The sequence below is a fragment of the Paenibacillus sp. TSA_86.1 genome (assembly GCF_052691815.1).
This window is the reverse complement of record NZ_JBQZGE010000007.1, coordinates 171,998-196,323: the sequence shown is the minus strand read 5'-3', so window position 1 is coordinate 196,323 and position 24,326 is coordinate 171,998. Positions and strand designations below refer to the sequence as shown.

General features: G+C 44.3%; 14 protein-coding genes. 2 read left to right on the top strand and 12 right to left on the bottom strand.

Features of this window, described 5'->3' with window-relative positions:
• Positions 1–39: 39 nt before the first annotated feature.
• Positions 40–1,047 (top strand): BMP family lipoprotein, encoded by a 1,008-nt coding sequence (locus ACUTVW_RS16180; RefSeq protein WP_445646756.1) that lies wholly within the window; start codon positions 40–42, stop codon positions 1,045–1,047.
• A 25-nt stretch (positions 1,048–1,072) separates the two neighbouring features.
• Complete coding sequence (locus ACUTVW_RS16175) at positions 1,073–2,725, top strand: methyl-accepting chemotaxis protein (RefSeq protein ID WP_445646755.1); 1,653 nt, start codon at positions 1,073–1,075, stop codon at positions 2,723–2,725.
• 140 nt (positions 2,726–2,865) lie between these two features.
• Here the strand turns inward: ACUTVW_RS16175 and ACUTVW_RS16170 are convergent, their stop codons facing one another.
• From ACUTVW_RS16170 to ACUTVW_RS16115, 12 genes are all read right to left on the bottom strand, one after another.
• Positions 2,866–3,498, bottom strand: a complete 633-nt coding sequence (locus ACUTVW_RS16170; protein WP_445646754.1) for an NAD(P)-dependent oxidoreductase — start codon at positions 3,496–3,498, stop codon at positions 2,866–2,868.
• 154 nt (positions 3,499–3,652) lie between these two features.
• Positions 3,653–5,422: an alpha/beta hydrolase family protein gene (locus ACUTVW_RS16165; protein WP_445646753.1), complete on the bottom strand. Its 1,770-nt coding sequence runs from the start codon at positions 5,420–5,422 to the stop codon at positions 3,653–3,655.
• Positions 5,419–6,918 (bottom strand): hypothetical protein, encoded by a 1,500-nt coding sequence (locus tag ACUTVW_RS16160; RefSeq protein ID WP_445646752.1) that lies wholly within the window; start codon positions 6,916–6,918, stop codon positions 5,419–5,421. Before ACUTVW_RS16160 ends, ACUTVW_RS16165 begins: the two co-directional genes overlap by 4 nt.
• Positions 6,915–7,712, bottom strand: a complete 798-nt coding sequence (locus ACUTVW_RS16155; protein ID WP_445646751.1) for a hypothetical protein — start codon at positions 7,710–7,712, stop codon at positions 6,915–6,917. The genes ACUTVW_RS16160 and ACUTVW_RS16155 overlap by 4 nt, the downstream gene beginning before the upstream one ends.
• Positions 7,693–10,443, bottom strand: a complete 2,751-nt coding sequence (locus ACUTVW_RS16150) for a lanthionine synthetase LanC family protein (RefSeq protein WP_445646750.1) — start codon at positions 10,441–10,443, stop codon at positions 7,693–7,695. The genes ACUTVW_RS16155 and ACUTVW_RS16150 overlap by 20 nt, the downstream gene beginning before the upstream one ends.
• Before the next feature lie 118 nt (positions 10,444–10,561).
• Positions 10,562–10,699, bottom strand: coding sequence for a hypothetical protein (locus ACUTVW_RS16145; RefSeq protein ID WP_353883072.1), 138 nt, complete (start codon positions 10,697–10,699; stop codon positions 10,562–10,564).
• Positions 10,700–10,871: 172 nt separating this feature from the next.
• A complete protein-coding gene (locus tag ACUTVW_RS16140; protein WP_445646749.1) occupies positions 10,872–12,176 on the bottom strand; it encodes an MFS transporter in 1,305 nt (434 codons plus the stop codon).
• Positions 12,154–12,534: a hypothetical protein gene (locus tag ACUTVW_RS16135; protein WP_445646748.1), complete on the bottom strand. Its 381-nt coding sequence runs from the start codon at positions 12,532–12,534 to the stop codon at positions 12,154–12,156. Before ACUTVW_RS16135 ends, ACUTVW_RS16140 begins: the two co-directional genes overlap by 23 nt.
• Before the next feature lie 295 nt (positions 12,535–12,829).
• Positions 12,830–13,243 (bottom strand): GNAT family N-acetyltransferase, encoded by a 414-nt coding sequence (locus ACUTVW_RS16130; RefSeq protein ID WP_445646747.1) that lies wholly within the window; start codon positions 13,241–13,243, stop codon positions 12,830–12,832.
• 151 nt (positions 13,244–13,394) lie between these two features.
• Positions 13,395–17,588 (bottom strand): RCC1 domain-containing protein, encoded by a 4,194-nt coding sequence (locus tag ACUTVW_RS16125; RefSeq protein WP_445646746.1) that lies wholly within the window; start codon positions 17,586–17,588, stop codon positions 13,395–13,397.
• Positions 17,589–17,607: 19 nt separating this feature from the next.
• Positions 17,608–18,417 carry an imm11 family protein gene (locus ACUTVW_RS16120; RefSeq protein ID WP_445646745.1) on the bottom strand — a complete coding sequence of 270 codons (810 nt, stop codon included), beginning with the start codon at positions 18,415–18,417 and terminating at the stop codon, positions 17,608–17,610.
• A gap of 61 nt (positions 18,418–18,478) precedes the next feature.
• Complete coding sequence (locus ACUTVW_RS16115; protein WP_445646744.1) at positions 18,479–24,154, bottom strand: S8 family serine peptidase; 5,676 nt, start codon at positions 24,152–24,154, stop codon at positions 18,479–18,481.
• Between the last annotated feature and the right edge of the window lie 172 nt (positions 24,155–24,326).

Genomic DNA, 24,326 nt, shown 5'->3' with positions numbered 1-24,326 from the left:
GATCGATACATAAAAACATACAGAAATGAGGGCATTTCAATGAAGAAAAATATGTATATCCGTATGGGACTTACCGTAGTTATCGCCCTGACACTGCTGATACTGGGAGCTTGTTCAACGGGCTCCAAAACGGCAGCTACGGACACAAAAACCAGAGTAGGAATTGTGCTGACAGAGGTCGGTCTGGGAGACCGCTCGTTCAATGATGCTGCTTTTAACGGGCTGGTCAAGGCCAGAGACGAGAAAAGCATTGTTTTTGACTATCGCGAACCAAGCAAAGATTTAACTGCGGAAGCTGCATTTGAGGCGTTTTCCAAAGAAAAATACGATCTTATTATTGGACTGAGCAACACCGTGATGGCAGATATGGAGAAGGTTGCCGCTAAATATCCGGACCAGCAATTCCTGTTAATTGATAGTCAGTCTGCCCTGCCCAACATTGCTTCCATCTCATTCCGTGCCGAGGAAGGTAGCTATCTGGCAGGTGTAATTGCGGCCATGGCTTCCAAAGAGAACCATGTCGGTTTCTTGGGCGGAATGGAAATTCCGGTGCTCAAAAATTTTGAACAAGGCTTCAAACAGGGCGTACTTGCCGTTAATCCGAAAGCTGCTGTAGATATTGTGTATGCCGGCGACTTTGGAAATGCCGATCTCGGAAAACAGCTGGCTCAGAGAATGATCCAGGAGCAAGATGCCGACGTTATTTATGTGGCTGCCGGCCTTACCGGTGTGGGTGCACTGACGGAGATTCAAGCACTCGGTAAATACGCCATTGGCGTCGATACGGATCAATTCTTTTTGGCAGAAAAAGCGATTCTTACATCTATGCTGAAAAATGTAGATGTCTCCATCTACAACGCCGTGAAGTCGTTTATTGAGAACAAACATTCCTTCCCGAAAAAGGAAATCGTAGAAGGACTCGCCGAGAATGCTGTAGGCTTGACTGCATTACATAACATCACACTGAGTGAAGAACAACAGCGAACCTTCGATGATCTGAAAACCAAGATTTCTTCGGGTCAAATCAAAATTACAGTGAATCCATAATCCACGATCTGAGGAGGTACGCCATATGAAATTACAGGGAAAACTTATTATTAATGCGCTAATCTCACTGCTTCTATGCCTTGCGCTAGTCGCTTATATCATTATGGAACTGCTCAGCATGAATGCGAAAAATCAAAACCTGGTACCTGCCATGCTTAAGGTAAGTGAACTAAACTCCAATCAGATTCAGACCCAGCAGGCGCTGGATGTCTACTCTTTCTCCATGACAGCCGGCAACCAGGAAGCCGTACTGCTTCTCTTGAAAGAAGGCCAAGCTATGGTGAAGGAACTGACAGAGGGATTGCTGGAAACGGATCAGGAGATGCAGCTCATCCAAACCGTTCAAACAAAGCTGCAAGCGCTAGATCAGGGTGCTACTGAGGCAATGAGCAGCATGGACAGTGCGGAAGCCAAACGTTACAGCGCCCGGGTTCGAGGTATACAGAATGACATCTACTCGCTGAATGAGATAACGCGGGAGCGATACACGCAATATACGTTAAACTTGGAAAGCGACATCCAAAAGACATGGCAGATTGCTCTTGGCGGGGCGGCCCTTTTGTTCATCGCCGTCATGCTCTTTAATATGTACACATCACGCCAGATCGCCAAGCGAATTCGTGTGATTAAGGATGCTGCCGGGCATATCGCCAGCGGTGACCTGACCCAGACGCTGCCGGAACCTCGGGGGAAAGATGAACTGGATGATCTGAGTCGTTCCTTCGGGCAAATGACAAATAATATTCGCGGAATTATCCAGTCGATCGACACAGCTGGACAGCGCGTCGATCAGATGGCGCAGGATATTGATCGCGGCAATGATACGGTACAAGCCATCGTGCAGCAGGTGTCCCGTACTACAGAAGAGCTGTCTGTAGGCAGCCAAAAAATCGCAGAAGATCTCAGCGAAACCGTTATGGTTGTAGACAAGATGCAGTCTACATTCGACAGTAACCTTCAGGCTACAGCCCAATCCGCTTCGGATGGACGTGATGTTCTAATCACGGTGGAAGAGGGAAATAAGGCAATTGCAGAACAGCTACGACTCGCCGAAGTAAACCGCCACGCCATGTCCGAAGTCGAACAGACCGTGCTGGAGCTGGAAGAAAATGCAGCTCGCATCACTACAATGACAGGTTATGTATCCGAGATCGCCAAGCAGACCACCATGCTATCCCTGAACGCTTCCATTGAAGCTGCACGTGCCGGGGAAGCCGGACGCGGATTTGCTGTTGTAGCAGGGGAAGTGAATAAACTCGCCGAGCAGTCAGCCCAATCGGTCAAACATATCTATGCAGCGGTTGGCGAGATTACAGCCTCCATGGACAAAGTAAAAAGCTCTGTGCTGCAAAGCATGCAGCTCTTTGGCGAACAGGAACAAGCTACCAGTCAGACGCAGCAATCCTTCTCGGCGATCCGCGAGAGTGTGGAGCGCATCAGTTCAGGAATTCAGCAGCTTGCTGACGACATGACACAATCCAGCAAACTAAGTTCACAGGTGCAGCAGGCGATTGAGAACATCAGCGCGATCACCGAGCAGTCGGCCGCCAGCAGTGAAGAGATCACCGCTTCTACCGCAGAACAGCAACGTTCTTTCTCCGAAGCGAGTATTAAGGTCAAGTCACTTCGTGATATCAGCGCGGAGATGCATCAGGAACTTCAGCGCTTCCGTCTGTAAGGCAGGTGGAGGACTGTCCAATATGAATTCAACATGAATTTACATCTAGGCACAAAGAGGGAGCCCACCATCACTTGCTTGGGGCTCCCTCTTTGTGTTCTATATTAGGGCGTGTCTTGTAACCCTAGTGCATTTTATATTTAATATCCCACCGTAAACCGCGCTTGAACAAATTGCGGATCATCCAGTTCATCCACCAAAGCTGCGGCAAAATCACCTACAGAAATGCTACTTTCGCCCAGATCATCGGTAATGACACGATTCATGCCAATCCGGAATTGACCAGTTCTCTGCCCTGTAGTGATCGTTGCTGCCGGACTCATATACGTCCAGTGAATATTCGATTCTTCAAGAAGCCCATAAGCATCCGCATGAGCTTGTGCAAGAGGTTTGATTTCCTCCGGGAATCCCGGCGTATTCATCAACATTTCTCCTGAATCTGTCATCAGACTTCCTGCTCCGCCAACAACAAGCAGACGCCCGGCATTTGCACGACGCACGCCCTCAATCAGTGAACGTGTCACTTCCAGCAGCTCTTCTTGCTCACCAAACTTCGGCCCGTATGCACTTACAACCGCTTCTTGTCCTGCTGCAAAATCGGCAACCTGATCCGGGTTAAGCACATCCCCCTGCTCCACACGCAAACGCTCATGCACCATCTCCACCTTGGACGGATCACGCACGACTGCGGTCACTTCATGCCCTCGATCCATCAATTCCCATAGAATCGTCTTGCCAATCGCTCCGGTTGCTCCAAAAATCGTTACTTTCATATCTGAATCCCTCTTTTCTATCGATGTCATCTTGTCAGCTTACCGTTATTTTAATACTTAATCCTGTTGTTATATACCTTAAACGGCTCACGCCATCTTAAACCGGATAAACATACTTGTAAACTCGAATCGCAAAAAAGCCGCACGGGCGGCTTCAACAATTCCCTTGTTTATCTATCTTTCCGGTTAGAAAATGAACTGCCTTTGCTGCCCAGATTCGCTCCGCATAAACCTCATGCTGCAGATCATCAATAATATGAAGCTCAAGTTGAGCTTCATCCTCTACAGGTTCCTTACAGTTCCGTATTTCCTGGTACAGGCGCTCCGTCTGCTCTACCGGACAGAGCTGATCGTTCCGGCCGTGAATGAGCTGTAGATCCACCTTACACAGTGCAGACGCATAGGTTAACGGACTTCTATTCTGCAGAGCAGATTCATCTTTTAACAATTCACCAATCTCGGCCTGCAAAAATGATCTTAGCTTCGCCCCGCCACCCGCATATAATGCGCTTAGATCCGTAAACGGTGCACAAGCAACTGCAGCGCTCCACAGATCCGGGTTTCTTCCTGCAGCTAACAATGCCAAATAAGCTCCATAACTGACACCGTACAGTGAAACTGTTGAATATGAACCCAAGACATGCTCCCGTATAAAACGGATAACATCCGCATCCACGCCACCCCAATCGTCCTGGATACGATGCTTATATTCAGAACCAAACCCTGAACTACCTGGATAATTCAGCCCAATCACCCTTACTCCAGCCTCGGATAAACCTGCAATAACCGGGCTGTAACTGTCCAAAAGGCAATTATGAGGCCCACCGTGAAGATAAATCACTGCCTGTTCTTTGCCTTCTGAGTGAATGTCCATATAAGGAATGAACTCGTTCTCGTAGCGAATGTGCCTGTACTCTACCTTCGGTTGTTTTATAAGCCCACTCACAAGTGTATCTCCATGCCCAACCGAGAGTGGAGTGATTTCACCAAACGACTTATATATCCCGCATCTCGCAGGCACCGGAGCATTAGCAACCGACTCCAATTTACCAATCAGACTCCGCTTGTCTCTGCTGTAAACTGCTTGTGTTAACGTGCCCTGGTAATCGCTCAGCTCAAACGTCTTTTCCCCATCCAGCGTGTACTGAACGTATTGCCATTTCCCGTGAATTACTCCCTCGCATAAGACAAGCTGTTGATCCGCATCCAGCTGTACACGAATCAGCTCGGAGAACAGCTCACTGCGTTCCGAACATCCATGAATAATATCCTCCTGATCTCTGATCCAGCCAGGCTGAAAACCACGTTCCACCGGAATGCACACAGCAATCCAATTACCCTGTTTGTCCATCACAGGATGAGCATATTCCTGATAAGGAATTTCCCGAGACGACCCGGTATCTTTTCCGTAAAAGTACACTCTGCCGACTCCGCCCACATTGACACCGATTTCTTGCTCAGACTTCAACCAGAATACAAATTGCGGGTTATCCAGTTCTGGAGTAACCCACTCGGCTTTTTCTTTGTCAATATCGTATAGCCCGATTTGCACAGTTCCCGAACGATGCCTGACCGCAAATAGCAGCTGCCACTTTTCTTCTTGCCAAGCAACCTGCATCACGGGGAACGGTAAATTTAGAGACAGCGTATGAATTAGCCTGATCTTCTCCCGTTCTTTTTTAAATACATGAATCCACCTCTTTGTCTTCTGTCGCGTGATCACCACAATCTGATCTGTACTGATGAATTGAATATGCTGCAGGGTCTGACCGGGTCCTGTCCAATGATCAGAAAGACGCCGTATGCCCCGAACATCTCCCGCATCACTTAGCTCACACCAGTCACATGTTTGGTCATCATAACTCAGAACCATACTTGTCCGTTCCCTGTTCACACTCATTCGATTCAGGAATGGATCGCTCAACCAGACTCCCTCCTCTCATGCCAGTACTTGAATTGCTCCCAGGAATCCAGCTGTATTTCCAGCTTGAGCGTAAGCTGATGCTGTATTGCCGCCGCCGCAGGACTCTCCGTTCCCAGACCGCTTAAGGATTGCCGAATCAAACGAATTTGTTGCAGACTGGTTGCTGGCAGTCCGGCAATCAAGAGACGATACACTTCAGCTGCACGTTCCTCATCTCCTTGCTGGATCAGCATTCCAGCCATTTCAACCGCACGTTTCAGCAATTTGGAAGGAATCGAACCTGTTTTCATCCGCAGCACCTGCATCAACATGTTGTATTCTAACTCTTGCTCACCAAGCTGCTGATATACCGTCATTTTTAGCTGGAGTATATGCCCCAGCCAACCCGAGTATACACCCGTACAGAGCTTCTCAGCAGTCATAAGTGTCGTTTCAGCATCCATGAGAAGCCCCGCCCGAACCTGCAGTCCTGCAATGTTTAGAGCCGTTTGAATCTGAAAAACATGCCGATCAGGACCTGAAGGAAGCTCACCAATTCGCAATCCGGCTCTCCTCTCCAGTTCTATTGCACGCGGGATGTTGCCTTCTTGCATCTCAATTAATGCTTCCCCGTTATCCAGTGCGGCTTCCTTCCCAATGCGATAGACCTCGCTTAAATTCTCGTCCTCCAGAACAACCCGGGCTTGAGCATAACAATCTCTTGCCGCGGCGTAATCATCCCCGTTTTTGGTCAATAACTGGCCCAGTTCAAACCATAGAATGGCCTGCTGCGCTGCCGATAATCGCTGAAATATGGAATTTTGATTAAAAAAACGATAACAAGCCTTATACCGACGCGGATTATCCGATTTGCACAACAAAATCCAGGCTAGCCTGTTATAGAGAGCAAGCGCTTTGCGTTGGGCTTTTCGTTGAACTTGATGTGGGGAATTGCCTGGACCTGACTCCACTTCCACCTCATCGTCCCTGCCAGCTATTCGCAGCTGTTCATTTAACAAATGTCGGGTCTGTTCCGGTGTGTCTCTCACCAGAGAAATAGCCAACTTTGGCACATTTTTAGAAGGGTTCAGTCTCACGGGGAATTGGTGAAAAAATAACAATACACTAACGTCTTTTAGTTTTTGACGATACAGCAGATGATGAATGGCTCCAAGATCTGCAGGGTGCAGACCGGAGACTATTTCAAGCAGAATCCATTTCCGTGCCCCCGGAGCCCAGCCCGCTCTATGGAAACGGAGCAATGCATTTTTGCAGGCCACAAGATCATCGATAGGGTTGACCGGATTCAGCTGATACATGAGTGGCAGCGTGTTGTGTGCATCATCAAGCAGGAGCCGAATGGCTCTCTCCTGCCAATGCATACTTAACTTCTGGAGTTCATGTTTCACGGCATCTGAACGTCCTTCAACCACAAATAGCCCTGGTTCATGACTCGCACGAAACCATTTACTTCTCAGGTCATGATATTCCGTACTTTCCAGCAAAACAGGCTTCATGAGGGCTCCCTCTCCTTCCTGATCCGGCATACGTGTATAAGTTCAGGCACCTGCTGTAACGGCAGTGCACTCATTAATCGATAGCTTCCTTGATTGTTTGCATCGAGCGAAGCTTTAATCCGCTGTTCCGGGTTGGAACCGCACCGATGAAGACTATGCGCAACAAGCCACCTGGCCCAGCCCTTGCGTTGTACAGCAGGTATGGTGAAGATATGTGACAAGAGTATGCTACCAAACTCATTACTTAGCAGGCAGCCTCCGATCTGCATTCCTCCTAGCTCCACAAGTCCAGATCCATTCAATAGAACTCCATACATACCCTCATATATATCATCCACCGCTTGGCGGGCAGCTTGTATTCCGGGACACGTTGGATCACTGGATTCAAGGAGATGGGCCATAGCTTCCTCCTGCCCCTCTGCGGATAGCCAGTTCCCGGCCCGATCCGGTATAACCGGATCAGGGATGTGCCCCAGATTACCATAGAACCGATATCGATGGGCAAGCACATCGGCCTTATATCCAAGCCTTTCCCATGGGAATGAGGCGGGTGCAGTTACATAGATGGAGGAACCAGCCAACGTGTCCAATACGGATGTGATTCGCTCCTCCCAATATGTAAACGATCGAGCTTCACTCCATAGATCCAACATATACTGACCATGCCCCTGATCAATAACTAGAACAGAAGAATGCTCTACCCTTTTTCCAGGCTCACTGGCATAGTATCGATCCCCGCCCTTTCCGGCTTCATGCTGACATTGCGGCAGGATATCAGATATGGATGTTAACATCGTACACCGTTACCTCCCTGTTCGGATCGAAGCCTGAATACACCATGGGCTCATAAGAAACCGCAGGATAAAATCGACGAAGCAGGAAAGCATAGATTCCCATATATCCCGTCATGTAGTCTGGGGAGTAGGATTCCATATCCTCCAGCGGCCACATCCACAAGTCTGCCTGTCCATCACTTCGAAGCACGTACAGGCTATGCGTATACTCTTTTAGTTTGGCTTCATATCTGCCCGGGAAGCTCCGATTCGCCATGATCAGCACGTCTCCATTACCAGCGATCCCATGACACTGACCAAAAGAAGCGAAAATCGTCGATTGGGCTACCGCATCTGCGGCCTGTTGGCCAAGTCTGAAGCATACCGGATCTTGTAGAACCTCGGCTGCAGTCAGCAAAAATCGTGCAATCCCCGCTGAACCATTACACCAATGAACCCAGAGAGCATCTGGCTTTTCGGGGGACGCAGGCCATAATCTCACACCGTTTTTCCCTTCGTAACCCGTACGTTCCAGCGTATGCACAATACGCTTCACCGCCGAATAATAATCGTCTTTCCCCGTTAGCTTCGCTAAAGCAAGCAAGAAATAACCGATCCCGGCAATACCATGAGAAAACCCAAATGAATGATGGCTTTTTTTGTCCGACTTGTCCTTCACTTCCCACATACTCAGCCCATCTTCCGTTCGCTTTTCCTGCTCTAAAATAGTTTTGCCGAGTTCATCGGCTCTTGTCAGAAGTTCGGCACAACCTCCAAGATGGTGTACCTCCAGCAGCATCAACCCTAAACCCGCTGCGCCATGACTGATATTCGTTTGAACCGGGTCATGCCTTGTGATCTCCATGGCAAGACTTTCGGCAACGCGAAGTAGCGATTCATCACCCAGCGCATCTGCGGTCTGTGCCAGTGCCCAAGGAACCGCACCATAACCAAAATATAAGCTCACTGGCGTTTCGTCAGGAACATAAGGTGTATGATTTAAAATCCACTCCAGTACCTTACGTGCGTACTGATGATATTGTTTGTTCTGCGTGATCTGACCCAGTTGATGAAAACCGTATACCATACCTGTCCAGCCAAAGTTAAAATTAGCCGGGTGAAACATCTTGCTCATGCTATTCTCGGGATACAGCCGATGAGGGTTATTAAAATCAAGAGAATCATACAATCGGTTTGCCATAAGCTCGGATTGATGAAGCACTGCTACTGCTGTCATCTCTGCCTCATTCATGCACGAAACCTGGTCTCGCCCTGTTGAATCGGCTTTCTCTTCTGCGCACATTTTAATTAGCCGTTCACGTATCTCGAATAAATCGTTATATCGTCCAGACATAATCTCGATCCCCAGACTTCCCAGCCCACGAAGCTGACGATCATTGAGATTGTGCAAATAGGCTTGTCCCGCAGACAGATGAGACTGTCTGTACTTCAAATAAGGGTCAATCGATGATGCCATATAATAATAAACAGCTCCCAAAGCATAGAGGTCATCCGAAAATTCAGAACGCTGACTATGCTCTCTGCCTCGAAGTACATAACCGGGTGTATGTCCTGTTAACGGTTTTGCCTGACTTTTGCTGTCTCTTACATAAGCTAGCTCCAGATCAATCAGCCGCACACTTCCATCCGCCAACACCACAATATTGTTCGGCGTCAGGTCATTGATAACAATGTCTTTAATGTGAAACTTCTGTACGATATCCAAAATATCTGCACCGATTCGGTAAAATTCTGCCGGACTGTAATCGGCAGCTACATGTTTGCGATGAACATACTCCCGCAAGCTGATACTGTCGAAATACTCCAGAATGAGATACCGATTCCGTTCAGCGCTGAACAGATCTATGGGCCGTGGGGTGTAACCGGTATCCTTCATCAGATCCAGTACATGATACTCGTTATTCAGATAATCATGGGCAGAACGTCCAGCACCATCGACACGCATGAGATGAACTGCTTCTTTCATGACTGCTTGCTCATTCCTAGACGTGGAGACCAGAAATACGCCACCTTTACCCGACTTTTTGAGCACCCGCTTCACCCGGATCTGGCGTATTGCAAATTCATTGTTACTGGCATTCGATGGATCACCTGTAGCATCATTATCATTCTTCCACCCAGTCTGTATTCTCACCAGATCTTCCGGCTCATCTACCCATTCGGGCTTATATCTGCCAGGTGTTCTTCGGTCTTCCTCCAGCCTGCCTTCCGGATTCTGGATGGCATATACTTTTGCACCAGAGTAAAGATCATAATAGAACCGGTCAACAAAAGCTCCATAGCGATAGAATACACATGAACTCCCCCGGTAAGCCCGATCCGTAGGGATCGACGGGCCTTTCAGGTCATCCGTGCATGCATACATCTCCTCTAGTAACTGCATAAACTGTTCATCACTGCGTGCATAGATGGTCACACACTTCCCGGTCTGAGGTAGCGGCGTAGAACCATTGGATGTTTCAATTAATTTCAGCCCACTGTTCACTACTTTCCACATCACACCATATCTCGTCAGAATCGGCGTAATTCGGCGCAATAGTTCGGCTCCCTCTACAGGTATGACGGATAAATGAATTTTCCAGCCCTGTGCGGGTAGCGTTAATTTCTCCGGTTTAAAACAAATCCAATGGCCGTCATTCGACCATTGGATGGATTCGGGTAGATCCCGGATTATATTTTGCAAAGCGTTCTCAAAGGCGTCCTTCTTTTCAGTCAGGCTTGCTGATTTCAATGAGAATCACTCCTTTTGAATTAGAGTAAGAGGGGGAGGTACAATTATTTTAGTTTAGTAATACGAAATCAAAGACTTATCTTTCGAATTATTCAGTGGTTCGAGACGATGAAGAGTATTAGGACTCTACAACGATCGTGCTTGAGCTTGTCCAGCTGCACACTGTACACAAGCTAGTTTCCTCGAACATGTTGTTATCCTCTTCAACCTCCAGAGCCATCAAATCCTGTACAGATAAAATTTCCTTGTTTTCCATGATAAATTACCTCCCATTTGTCTCCCCCTCTTATAAACCAAATTCTACATAAAATTTTAAATTCCTTCTTTTTAATTGAATTTTTTTACAAAAATTATTTATCAAATCCATATATACTTGTAATACCTGTCATAACCTTTATTTTTCTCGCATAAAAAGGGCTAATCTGACATTATGTTTCAGACGAAACTGCGGTAGCACTACGTGAGGTATGTCCGACTCGATCTTCCCGAAAGGGTCTGACGAACAGGCTTGCCATCCCCATGAATACTACAAACATGCCGATACCCATGTACACCCAGGATGGATTATACGTTTCAATGAGCCATCCGCCCAATAACAACCCGAGAGGATTACTGATACCGCTCATCAGCACACCCATACTGTTCATGACACGCCCTCTTTTTTCTTCCGGAGTGGATAACAGAATGGACGTAATCAGTGGCACATTCACAAGTGCAAGTCCCAGCATTAACAGGAATGAACAAGCAATAGCAGTGTACAAGTTAGGAAATACCGGCATGAACAGCAGGCTTGCACCTGAGATCAGATAACTGATCAGGAACCAGTGAGCGAGCGACAGACGTTTGGCGTATTTTCCACTGAGCAAGGAACCGACTATACTCCCCGCGGCAAAAGCTGACTGGAGAAGTCCATAACCTTGGGGCCCGGCTTCAAGAACCATATTGGCAAAAATCGGCGTGAAGATGTGTAGCGGTGCGCCCGCAAAATTGATAATGGCTCCAAAGATAATACAGCAGGCCAAGATTTTACTTGAAAATAAAAAGGTGATGCCCTGCATACTGTCTTTGACAAATCCTGAAAATCCTTTTTGTTTGACAACTTTAGTAATAGGGATACGAATAAAAGCAATCGAGAGTGCTGACAGCAGAAATGTGATGGCATAGATGAACAGGATGGACTGTACGGAGATGAAGGCAATTAGAATTCCTCCTACGGCATAACCTAACAACTCAATCGTTTTGGAGGAAGAGTTCAGAAGTGCATTAGCTGGAGCGAGTTGCTCTGTCGGCTTGGGCAGAATCGCAGGAATCACGGTCTGCGTTGCAGGATTGAACATAAAACCGAGAATCGCAATAAGCAAATTGGCTGCATAGATGTGCCACGGAAGCATGGCATCCGTCAGAAATAAAACCGCAAGGATACAGGCAATAACCGCTCGCCATATGTCTGTCCAGATCAGTAATTTTTTCTTCGGCAGCCGGTCACTAATTGTGGCCAGCGGGATGCCCAAGAAGGCATAGATTAAGTATGGAAACATGGGTATCAAAGCAGCGGCAAGCGCAGATTCAGTCAATTGCAAGATATACCACATCGTCGCCATGGAAAATAAAATCTGTCCCGCACCCGAGACCAGCCGCCCAACCAGTAAAACTGTAAAGGAAGGTATTCGTAATACTGCAAGGTAGCTGTCTTCGCGAGTTTGATTGGTGTTATTTGTTTCCTTCTGGCTCATACACCCCGCCTCCAATCTGAATCTCTTCACGATCATGCGCTTGTTGTAATCGGCCAACCAGACCCGACTCTTGTATTCTTCGTTGCATTTTGGCTTTGACTTGTTCCAGCTCTGCTGTATACTCGCGAATCTCGCCCAACAAGGTCTGGTGTGTGCGAATGCCTTCCCGAATTAACATCGCTGTAGCATCCGAGCGGTTCTTGGCCAGTTCCAGAAATACCAACTGATCAATCACATCGATCTCTTCCTGACTTAATCGGACGGAAACCACACCTTTGGTGCCTGAAAGATTTTTGGCAGCCCGCTTTACGGATCGTTCCACCATTTGATTGAACTGTATTTTCTGATTTTTGTTCAATGTATTTCCTCCATTCTTGCTTCTGAATGATGGGTATGGATCTTGCAGGGTCATGCGGAGAAATTGTAATGACTAGTTTGATTTGTGTTCAGAGATTGGCAATCTGTAATTTGTAAATCGTAAATTGTATTTATTTTACATTATACATGTAAAAATATGGTTGTAAAGCAAAAAAACCTTTGATTTCCAAAGGTTTGCGGTAACTATTTTGTTGACCTCTGCAGTATTCGAGGTGTTTACATCCATTGTTCCGATGTACCATGTAAGCAGTTAGCTTCATGAAGTTATTTATCCCTTATTCCTCTTGCCTCCACCACATGCCTTCCGATTTTGGACTTGTATATTCAAACCCAAATTGAGCATATAAGCGATCCGCAGGGACATCCGCCAGTAAACTAACCAACCCCCGCGTAGGAACAGCTTCACGCAAATAATTCATAATTTCGATCATGATCAGTTTCCCATAACCCTTCCCCTGAAGATCAGGATGCACTGCAATATCGACCACCTGAAAAAAACAACCGCCATCCCCAATGACACGCCCCATCCCGATCAGAACATCTGCCTCTCGCAAACATACCGCAAATAAACTGCGCGGCAGCCCAATCTCAGCCCCCTCCCGGCTCATCGGACTAAGCCCCGCGATCTGCCGCAGTGCCAAATATTCAACCGCAGCCGGCGGTGCATGTTCAATCTTTACCTCATCCATCTGTTACTCCCCTCCCATGTTAGACTCTCTTCCAGAAGAATTATTGACTTGATATGTGAGTTCATCATTCATCGTTGTATTGTTTTGTCCATTATACTCGAAAGTCTCCCAAGCTTTAACAGCCTGGGAGACTTTCGGAACATTCAAATGATTAAAGTGTTACAGAAGCACTAGAGACCGAAATATTACCCGCCTCATCGACTGCTCTGATTGTAATATTGACGAAACTACCCGTTAAACCTTGAACTTTTACGTTCGTATGAGAAGCCGTCTTTGATATCAACTCATCGTTTATATATATCCAATATTCTTTTACACCCACATCATCTTTTGATGGAGACCACCCTAGTTCAAACTCTTCACCATTTCGAGTTATCTTTACATTCTCGGGAGGCGTAGGAGCTATAAAATCAGTCAAAATTATTTCGGTCGGTAATTCTGGTTTAATTATTTCTTTGTTCACAAATTGAGTTTTGGATGCTGCAGCTGATTTGGAAGCCGTACTCATCTTGGCGGTAGACATTCCCAAAACGCTAACGGGAACATATGAATTCGTCGTTGTACCGTTACCTAGCTGTCCATCCTGATTATATCCCCATGTCAATAAGTTATTATTTGAGAGAGCCATACCATGGAAAACTCCGGCCGCTATGTTCTGTACAGAATTAATAGAAACGACTTGATTCGGGGAATTGCTTCCCGATCGTCCACCGTTACCTAATTCTCCATAGCTATTTTGCCCCCAGCTATATACTACATTCGAGGTTCTAGCCAAACTGTAGAAATTACCTGTTGCTATCTGACTTATTCCAGACAAGCTGTTAATTCTAACTGGTGTTGACCGGGATGTATTGGTTCCGTCGCCTAATTGACCATTATTGTTATATCCCCAGGCCCAGACTGTTCCATCCTGTTTTAATGCAAGACCATGATAGAAACCTAAGGATATATTTTCCACACCAGATAGAGTTGTGACTCTAGTTGGTACATTCTTATTGACCTCTGTACCGTTAGCTAGCTGACCTCTACTGTTAGCCCCCCATGACCAGATCGTTCCATCCGTTTTGATTACAAAACTGTAGAACGCACCCGCACTAATAGACTTAACTCCCGTTAATGAAGAAATTTTAGTTGGAGCATACTGGCTTGTGTTATTCCCTATTCCCAGTTCCCCATAGAAATTACTTCCCCAGGCCCAAACCGTTCCATCTCGTTTTAATGCCAAAGCATGCGTTGTTCCTGCATCAATAGCTATAACCGAGTCTATGCCTTCGATTTTCTTAGGTACATCTGACATTCTTGCATTGGTATTAGCCAATTGCCCGGATTGGTTACTCCCCCATGCCCAGACTGTTCCATCACTTTTAAGGGCTAAGTTGTAATCCGGACCCGATGTAATGGCTGTGATTGAAGATAGGTTGGACACCTGAGTTGGCGTTTTGGTTGAATAGACCTTATCAGAACCTATTTGTCCCGATTGATCAGATCCCCAGGCCCAAACAGAGCCATCTGTTTTTAATACGAGTGTGTGATCTTGTCCTCCGGACATCTCTTTCGTAAACGATTGTTCGGTAGTCACCGTCACACTGTTACTAGCTTCTGACACATTACCTTGATAATCTTTTGCTTTAACTGTGAATGTATATGTCTGACCCGGTGCTAGACCACTGGCAGTGTAATTAACAATGGACTCTAATGATTTACCATCTACAGGTAACGTACTGAATAGAGTCGACCCGGAATATACCAGATATTCCTTCACTGCATGATTATCTTCCGATTCTTCCCAATATAACACTGCTGTTGCAGAAGTCTTGCCCGCCACTCTAAGTTGCGCTGGTGCAGATGGAGCATCTTTATCCACCGGATAACTGAACCCGCTCACCAGAACACGTGTAGGTTGTGAAGTCGTTGTGCCATTCCCCAATTGACCATAAGTATTATTCCCCCATGACCAAACAGAACCGTTTTTCTTTAAAGCATAACTGTACATCTCACCAGCTTCGATATCTGTAGCCCCTTTTAAATGTGCAGCTTTTACCGGATTTGGACGCTTTTGAATAGCTGAGGCATCCCCTACTTCTCCATAGTAGTTATTTCCCCATGACCATATGTCTCCACTATTGGTCAAGGCCATACTATGCGAGTATCCCGCTGTAATTTTATTAACGTTATTCAAGTTAGGTACTTGTGTTGGAGTTGAATGGTCGATATAATCTCCCAGACCTAACTGACCCGAATCATTAAAGCCCCAGCTCCATACAGTTCCATCGTCGCGGAGAGCCAGTCCATGCAGATAGGTCATATCAATTTGAACAATATTAGATAATCCCGCGATCTGAATTGGTGAGTAGTGAATGGTACTTGTTGAAGATTGGTAACCGATTACTCGATTTCCATTTCCCCAGATCCATACGGTTCCGTCATCTTTTAATGCCATGCTGTTGTAGTAACTTCCGTTGATAGCCACAACACCTTGCAAACCTGCAACCTGAATAGGTTCAAGGCTGTTGTATGGCAACTTGCTACCCGATCCGAGTTGACCCAAACCATTATCTCCCCAGGTCCATACGGTTCCATCTTCCTTAAGTGCCATGTAATGTTGAAGACCCGCAGAAATAGATACTACTTTCTCCAGACCCGGTACTTGAGTAAGCGCGAGACGTTGATTGGTATAATCATTAGCCCCCCACGTCCATACGGTTCCATCTGAACGCAATCCTATATTTTGTTTGAAACCCGTTGAGATCATTGAGAAACCATCCAGGGTTGTTATTCTCGTAGCACCTGTACGATTCGTTGTAGTTCCGTCCCCTAACTGGTAGTTGCTGTTAAGCCCCCAACCCCAAACTTGTCCCTGTTGATTCCAGGCAAAAGTATGATCTCGATAAGCAGATATTGCCAAGTTGTTGGTAAAGAACACAAGCGGTTTGCTTTTTACTGAAGAATTTTCAGCTTTATCTATCGCTATAACAGTAATGGATTGCATTTCGTTCAGCGTAAGATCGGTAATTGTAAATTTAGTATCTGTAGTCTCACCTACAAGAGAGTCACCATTGTAAATTTCATATCCTTTTATGCCCGACAACGCATCTTGCGCGGGTGACCAGCGAATGACAGCACTCGATCCGAGTTGGCTTACTTTATAAAGCTTTTCAGGAGGTGATGGCGGCGTAAGGTCAATCTTTACGTTTGCCTCCACTGTGGCACTTACATTGCCCGCTTTATCCACCGTTCGAGCATAAACTTTGGTATTTCCCTCTTGCTCTACCGGGAATGAACTAATATATTCTATCCATTCTGTACTAGAGCCAACTCGATACTCATACCCTTGCACCTGACTATCTTCATCGGTGCCTTCATCAAGTTCCACATAGATATCGTGATTTTTCCATTCCTCATATTGCAAATAAATTTTAGGTACAGATGGTGGTGTCTTATCAAATTGCAATGTAAATTCATCTAATTCACTTATGTTACCTGCATTATCAACAGACCGAACGTAGACTGTTCTGAATTTATCACCACTCACATTAAAAGGAACGGTGTAATCGGTCCAAGCCCCTCCTTGATCCAGCCGATACTGAGATTTCATAATTCCACTTTGTTCATCGGTACCATGATACATAGTAACGAGGAACGTAGTATTACTCCACTCATCGGGTTTGTAATTAAATAAGGGAGGAGTCGGTGCAGTTGTATCAATACTAATCTTACTTTTTTTCATTTTCTCTACATTGCCATCCAGATCACGTGAACGATAATATATCGTACTCTGCTCTTCGGTAGCTGGAATTGGAGAGGTGTATCTTAACCAAGTCATCCCGCCATCCAAGCTATATTCCGTGTAATCAACGGAAGATTGTGTGTCTGTACTCTGAAGGGTTAGTGTAACCGGACTTATGTAATAGGAGTTCTGTCCTTGCGTCCCCGTGACTTGTACTGAAGTCTCAGGCGGATTTGTATCTTTCTTAATGGTGAACCTTAATTCTTTGGGCGTTTCTGTTCGATTATTGTTACTAATTGATTGATAAACGATGTTATAAACTTTCTTATCCGAAAACACAACAGGTTGTGTATACGTAGACCAAGAAGCACCATCATTTAAACTATATCTTGTTAGAGAAACACCCGAACCTGTATTTTGAGCAACCAACTCCATCTCTACTACACCATAATAAATGCCACTGTTGCTCTTATTTCCCTTGATCACATGTGTTGTGATCGGTGCTCCTGGAACATCTGCCGCGAATACAGTGCTTACTCCCCCCAAAAAGGGAGAGAGCAAGGATATAATTAATGCCATTGCTGTTATTACAGCAATATTACGTCTCAAGCCTCTCATGTTCATCCTCCAAAACAAATTAAATTTCTAATTTCTTAACTTTATGCCAGGACTGTAACAGTAACATTGGTGGAATATATGCTGGGATCATCCATTGATAAGACAAATCTTTCATCAGCTCACCCTGCACGAATTGGCCATGCTTGTTCAATTGCATCTTCCACGGACCGCTCGCCATAGCTTCGCCCTGATCCACTAGCTCACGGGCTTCTTCATAGGAATATTCTTGTCCTTTGTTGCGTTCAATCTCTTCAAGTGCAGCATCGTATAAACGCTGTTGTTCTTCTTCCTTCTCTTGGGTAAATTCAGAGTCGTATACCACAGAGAAATTCAAGCCCTTAAATTTATGTTCATCGACAACTGATTTGAACAAGTCCGTAACGAAAACCTGTACAGTAGCAGTTTCTTTTATTTTGAACATATACGTATCATCAGGTATTTTGGAGAAATCAAACACCAATTTATTAAAATCTGCCCATTCTCCGTCACTATACGTTCTTACATCAGAACGAGTCCAATCTACACAATCAAGTACATTGGTGATATTTAATACATATAGTTCAAAATCATCATGAAATAATGGCAGGAATTCAACATCGTTGGTAATGTAAGGTTCAAATACTTCTTTTATATATTTTTTTATAATGGGTACCCCCGGGAATAACCTGGGAAAATCATTATATTTTTTCTTACTTACTGTTTTAACTTTTGTAGGAGTCCAGATTTCACCTTTAATATCACCATTGAAATCTGAACCCAGTTCATGTTTCCGATCAATATAATTTATTTCCATGCAACTATCGTCATTTCTCAATTCATATACTTTCAAAGAGTCACATCCTATTCATTAAAAATATAAATTACAATAAACAATAGAGTGATTCAAGGGCTTAAGGCACATAAGATTCACCATTTTTTCCAAGGTTTCCTATTCTCAATCTCCCTGACATGAGTTCCTTACGAAGCCATTGAAGCTCTTCTTCTACTTTATTTTTGTTATTTTTAACTGGTCCAATTCTACCGAGCACAAATTCATAATAGCTCGTTGCATGCCCTCCGTTGTGGGTCGCCATTGTTGTTCCATCAATAATTGTAGTTGCATTCCCTTTGTCTTTAGGTAAATAAACTCCATTGGCAGAAGCATTCAAATCTATGCCTAAATCTTTGAATATCTCCTGTAACTTTACACAGGGCGCCTTGGTACAACCAACCGGAACAATATGATGAGCATCCCAATCTTTAGGTCTCTTCATACCCGTTGCTTTCTCAATCTCATTAGCTAGTTTATCACCATTGCTACTACCTATGGGATCCTTAACTTTAGTTTTTAGGTTTATATATTTATCAACATTACATACATCTTGAAGGTTGTGAGTTAGGATTCCTGCTTCCGAAACATAGTAAGTATGGAAGTCACTCACTGTGAAATTATAAACTTTCACAGTTCCGTATTTGACTTCAATAGAACTAATCGGTTTCAAGGAACCATCTTGTAATTCAACTTGATCGCCAACAGATAATTCATCCGCGGGCACCCAACCACGATTTTTTATCCAGAATGGATGGTTTCCAGTTGTTCGAACATTCGTTTTTCCAATTTTCAGAATGTAAATCTCATCCGAGATTGTATCAAACAGTTTCTCTACAGGTTTGTATGATTGTATGCCTCTATCAGTATCCTTGGCTAGAACAAGATCTCCTATTTTAATATTTTCAATAGGAACTTCACCATTCTTAGTCTGAATTAAAGTTCCTTCCGGCATACATCCACATGGGGAACTTTTATATATCTTCTTAACAGTCTTAAATCCTGTTATTCCATTCCCCGCAATTGGGATCATTGATCCGGCAGACCATAAAGCCTCAGCAGTGTTACCCTCTATCAAATAGATAACTCCATTAATCCCATCTATTGGCTCACCTAAGATAGGAATCATTCCTATTTTTTCTAGTGTACAATGCACTAATTCTAATCCTTTAAGATTTCTACACAGCACAAGTTTTTCTGCACCAGCCCAGAATTGTTCAAGTCCGGTTGGTCCATAAACTGCTGAAAACCAAGTAACATACTGAAGGTCTCTATGACTGATTGTTGGATTATATACATACCTATTGAAGTAAACTTCACATTCATCACAGTTATCCTTTTCTCCAGCCTTAATAAGGTTTTTAGTACCAGCGTGTTTCCTTGGAGGGAGAGGAACGCTATTTAATTTGAGCAAAGGATCATTATTGACAACAACCGTTGCCATTTGTGTATCTTTACGGCTTAGATCCTTATCATTGTACCTGTGTATAATGATATCATATGACCCATTTTTGGCCCAATACGTATCTTTCCCCTTAATTTTTGCATATTTTGAAAATAACACCTTATCCTTGTTAAATGTCACTACTTGACCATTCCAAACGATTGGAACTTCCTGACCTTTTTTGAAATTACCTTCTTTAAATGCGGCATAAACAAGTTGAGCACCACTTTTTGTTCTAACTTCAAAATACAGTTTTTGATTTGGGGTTTTCACACGATAGTATATCGTAGCTGAGTTATCTTTTGCTCCCGGAGTTGCATCTAACCACTCATCATTTCTGGCTCTGGCACTCGTCTTAGCCATTGCGCGCATCATCGCTACAAGTTCTTCTTCTTCATCTTCTACAAGCCAGTTCTGGTACTCCACTCTGTTAATATCAACAGACAAATCATAGATATATGGCTTAAACGTGTTTCTGAATTGTCCAGACGTTACCTTAAGGTAGTATGTTCCAGCATACAGATCCACAACTTGCATGGACTCGGAATTGGAGATACTCAGAGTAAAGCCACTCTCATCCTCCAGAATGCCTTCACCTTCAGACAATACAATACTTAATTGCTCAGGATTACTCAATACAATTTTGTAGTAATCTACATCATAAAGAGAAGAGATGGACAACGCATTGCCCGATTGATCCTGGGTGATCACTTCACCAAATGGAACAACCTGTGCTGTTTCTCTTGTATTATGTGCCATACTCTCTACAGTAAGTTGCGCACGTAATCCTTGTGCAGAACCAAAGCTGCTCACAGCCAAGTAATAGGTAGTGCCTGCATTCAGATTCACTTCCAGTTTGGAAAATAAATCTCCATAAGGCCTGTATCCTTTCACATCATCGTTGGAATCCAGAAGTCGTTCCATTTCTGGATCACTATATAATGCAAGATGTGTATCATTCACTTCATTACTGCCTGGATAATATGATGTGAAGAAACGATATTTGCCCGTTGTGGACGGCGTAAACTGAAGGTATGCTTCCTCACCACTCGGTCTGGACAGACTTGTTGCTTCACCAAGTTTCAGAGAGTCGAATCCGGTCTGCCCTGCAGCAGTAACCTGGAGTCTGGCAAATACCTTTCTTTTGTTCGCTTCGTTCACTCGGATGTAATACGGTGTACCCGCACTGAGATTAACAATGACTTCCGAGTATACAGAGTCTCCCTTGTCATCATTGTATCCATTCGTAATCGGAGTCAGCATATCTGCATCCGAGAAAACATTTAATTCCGTGTCATTGATTTTGGAATTTGCATTACCATTGTATTTGCTTGTAGCAATTCTAAATTTACCGTTGGTTGCAGGAACAAACACATACACATTGCTATTACCTGCTTGTTCATTGATATCCTGAGATTGGTTCAGATAAATATAAGGAATACTTGAACTAACAACATCTGCTGTTATCCTTGCTCGTAACGGTGTTGTATCAAACCCATTTACTTTCACATAATAGGTTTGTCCACCAATAAGACTAATGGTAATCTCTGAAAATACCGAGTCATTGGCATCATCATTAGAAGCCATTTGCTTCGTAAGTTGAAGGCTGGAATAGATCGACAACTCAGTGTCAACTTCAGGGCCCGATCCTTGGTATGAACTGGTACGGATACGATATACCCCTGTTGTCGCTGGTGTAAAACTGTATAGTTGATCTCTGCCCGCAGGCTGATCAATATCTTCTGGTCTTGAAACAAATAGTTCAGGAATCGTTGTTGATGACTGAATGGATGAAAAAGAACTTTTACCTCCCGCATAAACTGCGGCAACTTCAAGTTTATATGCCTTCAACGGCTCAAGACTACTGAAAGTGTATGGACTCGCATTAACTGTTTCAACTTCTCTTCCGTCCAGTCTTACGACATATGATGTAGCATTCGGCATACTATCCCAGGATAGCTTAATACTTGTCGCACTAGGTACTGCCTCAAGCCCTGTAGGTGCCTTATAGGCCTGGGTGGTGATATTACTCAGTGTCAATGTGTAAGGCGAAGTGCTAAATTGGCCACTGAACCCCGTAATTTTAATGTAATATGACTTGGTAGCTGTGACCTCAAAATCGATACGTTCAGCTATACCCGTTCCGTTAGAAGATTCACCGACCTGAATTCCCGATTCATTATAGATATCCATCTCATAATCTACAGAAGAAGGAATATCTAGCGTAATGGAGATTTCTCCGTCTTTATCGGACGTCAGTTTGTAATAATCGATATCACTACTTGATGAAATATACGAAATATAACTATTTCCCGGATTTACACTTTTGGCTGTAAGAATTGTATTGTTAGGTTCATAGGTGTCTTGTCCAGGCCCTTGTTGTGCAACATTAATGATAAATGTGTCATCGAATCTTCCGGAACTCACATTCGGATATCGATACTTGATATAATACGTTCCTGTTGGCGTCGAAGAAGTTGTGCGCCAAGTATACGGTATATCCACATTCAAACTTGGATTAGTTATTGTTTGTGTTGCAATGATACTGTTCGGATTAGAAGCTGCCGTCACCTCAACAATGATTTGTCGGTGTGGATTGCTGCCAGTCTGATCGCCTTCCAATTTAAGCGATACGGTCACGGACTGTCCAGGTTCAATCGTAGCTCCATTATTCTTCAGATCGTATGAAGCTGTAGAAATCTCTCCTTCAGGCTCAACCGGAATCACCGTATTCAAACCCGATAAGTTTTCCTCTGAAAGCGGTGCAATCGAACCTTCAATAACACCTGCTGCCTTAGCCACATTGAGAAGTCCACGGCCAGTTTCATGGGCATCTTCCAGAGGTGTAGCCGTGTCATACATTTTCTGAATAACTTCTTCACTAGACAATGAAGGATTATGGCTCCATATCAGCGCTGCCGCCCCGGTTACATGTGCCGCAGCATTTGAGGTTCCTGAGGAAACTCCGTATGAACCATCCATCGTTGTACTAATAATTCCGAATCCAGGTGCAACCAGATCCAATTCATTACCTGTGCTCGAAAAATCTGCTCGGTGATGGGAATAGTCAACTGCACCAACTGCAACAACTTCAGGGTATTTGGCTGGGTACTTAATTGTATCTTCTCCTAAGCCGCTATTACCCGCTGCTGCTACAATAATGATTCCTGCTTCTTTTGCTCGCAAAATCTCTTCATGTAACGCATCGCTGTATTGCGATGCAACAAAACTCATATTGATGATCTTAATGTTATTGTTGATCGCCCACTCTATACCCTGAATGACCGAACTCGTATAACCATTCCCCGCACCATCCATGACTTTAACTGCATACACTTCTGTGGACGGGGAGACACCCACTACGCCGATTCCATTGTCGATTGCCGCAATTGTACCTGCTATATGTGTACCATGTCCTTTATCATCTGTGTAGCTGGTTGACGACTCATCAAAACTCACACCTCCGGCAATATTGAGATCCGGATGTTCGGCAATTCCTGTATCAAATACAGCTACCTTTACAACATGGTCGCCCGTTCCTTTTTTGGACTGGAGTATGTACGCGCCAGTGGAATGAATTCCCCACGGAATCGTTTGTGCGCTCTCTTTTACCGATTTATCCTCTACTTCTGTGACTTGATCGGCAGCAATTTCGATAGGTTTGTCTTCTTCAATCGACTCTATCTTAGGATCAGACAAGAGAAGATTAACCTCTTCACTATTTAAATCCATGGATAGGGCATTTACACTTTCTAAACTTTTTACATTATACAGATCAAGCTTGTTATCTAAATCCTGATCTAAGCTAGGCTGTACTTCCGGTACTATACTTTGAGTTCTCATGCTTTTCTGATTTAGCATATCCTGACCAACGCCTTCAATTGGTGAAGGAAGTTGAACCGAGAATTCCTTTTTCAGACGAACCAAAAATTTGGTTCGTGGCCTGTTACTCTTATGTACGTCTTCAAAACTGCTAATATTGTTTATAATATCGCCTACATCATTTCTTGGAATCTTGACTTGCACAGGTTTTTCTTCAGGCAATGGTTCTTCTTGCTTAACCTCTTCTCCTTCTTGTTCCTCTGCAGGTGATGTTTCTTCATTTGTTAGATCGCTTTCATTCTCTTCGGGTGGAACGAGCGTTGTCTCAACATTTTTCGTTATGTCGCTGGCTTGCTGTTGTTTTGGAGATACTGGATTCGAGGTGTCCCCACCATCACTTCCTGAAGCCGCAAAACCAATTGAAGCTTCAAAGTTCCCAAGTAGAACAGAAAGTGTTAATAACAATAAAAATACTTTCTTTAAACTTCTCAAGCAAAATTCCTCCTAGTTCGACTTTTACTTCCACATTTATACAAATAATTCTGTGGACACTTAATAATATATTTTGTAATCTATTAAATCAATCACATATTTTGTCGATATTTGTAATATAAAGTCGGAAAAAGGAAGTCTAACAAAAATATTTTTATTTATGGATAGAATT

Excerpts from the sequence above, each read along its gene's own strand:
- ACUTVW_RS16180 (WP_445646756.1), top strand. The coding sequence starts at position 40 with ATGAAGAAAAATATGTATATCCGTATGGGACTTACCGTAGTTATCGCC.
- ACUTVW_RS16175 (WP_445646755.1), top strand. The coding sequence starts at position 1,073 with ATGAAATTACAGGGAAAACTTATTATTAATGCGCTAATCTCACTGCTT.
- ACUTVW_RS16170 (WP_445646754.1), bottom strand. The coding sequence starts at position 3,498 with ATGAAAGTAACGATTTTTGGAGCAACCGGAGCGATTGGCAAGACGATT.
- ACUTVW_RS16160 (WP_445646752.1), bottom strand. The coding sequence starts at position 6,918 with ATGAAGCCTGTTTTGCTGGAAAGTACGGAATATCATGACCTGAGAAGT.
- ACUTVW_RS16155 (WP_445646751.1), bottom strand. The coding sequence starts at position 7,712 with ATGTTAACATCCATATCTGATATCCTGCCGCAATGTCAGCATGAAGCC.
- ACUTVW_RS16145 (WP_353883072.1), bottom strand. The coding sequence starts at position 10,699 with ATGGAAAACAAGGAAATTTTATCTGTACAGGATTTGATGGCTCTGGAG.
- ACUTVW_RS16140 (WP_445646749.1), bottom strand. The coding sequence starts at position 12,176 with ATGAGCCAGAAGGAAACAAATAACACCAATCAAACTCGCGAAGACAGC.
- ACUTVW_RS16130 (WP_445646747.1), bottom strand. The coding sequence starts at position 13,243 with ATGGATGAGGTAAAGATTGAACATGCACCGCCGGCTGCGGTTGAATAT.
- ACUTVW_RS16125 (WP_445646746.1), bottom strand. The coding sequence starts at position 17,588 with ATGAGAGGCTTGAGACGTAATATTGCTGTAATAACAGCAATGGCATTA.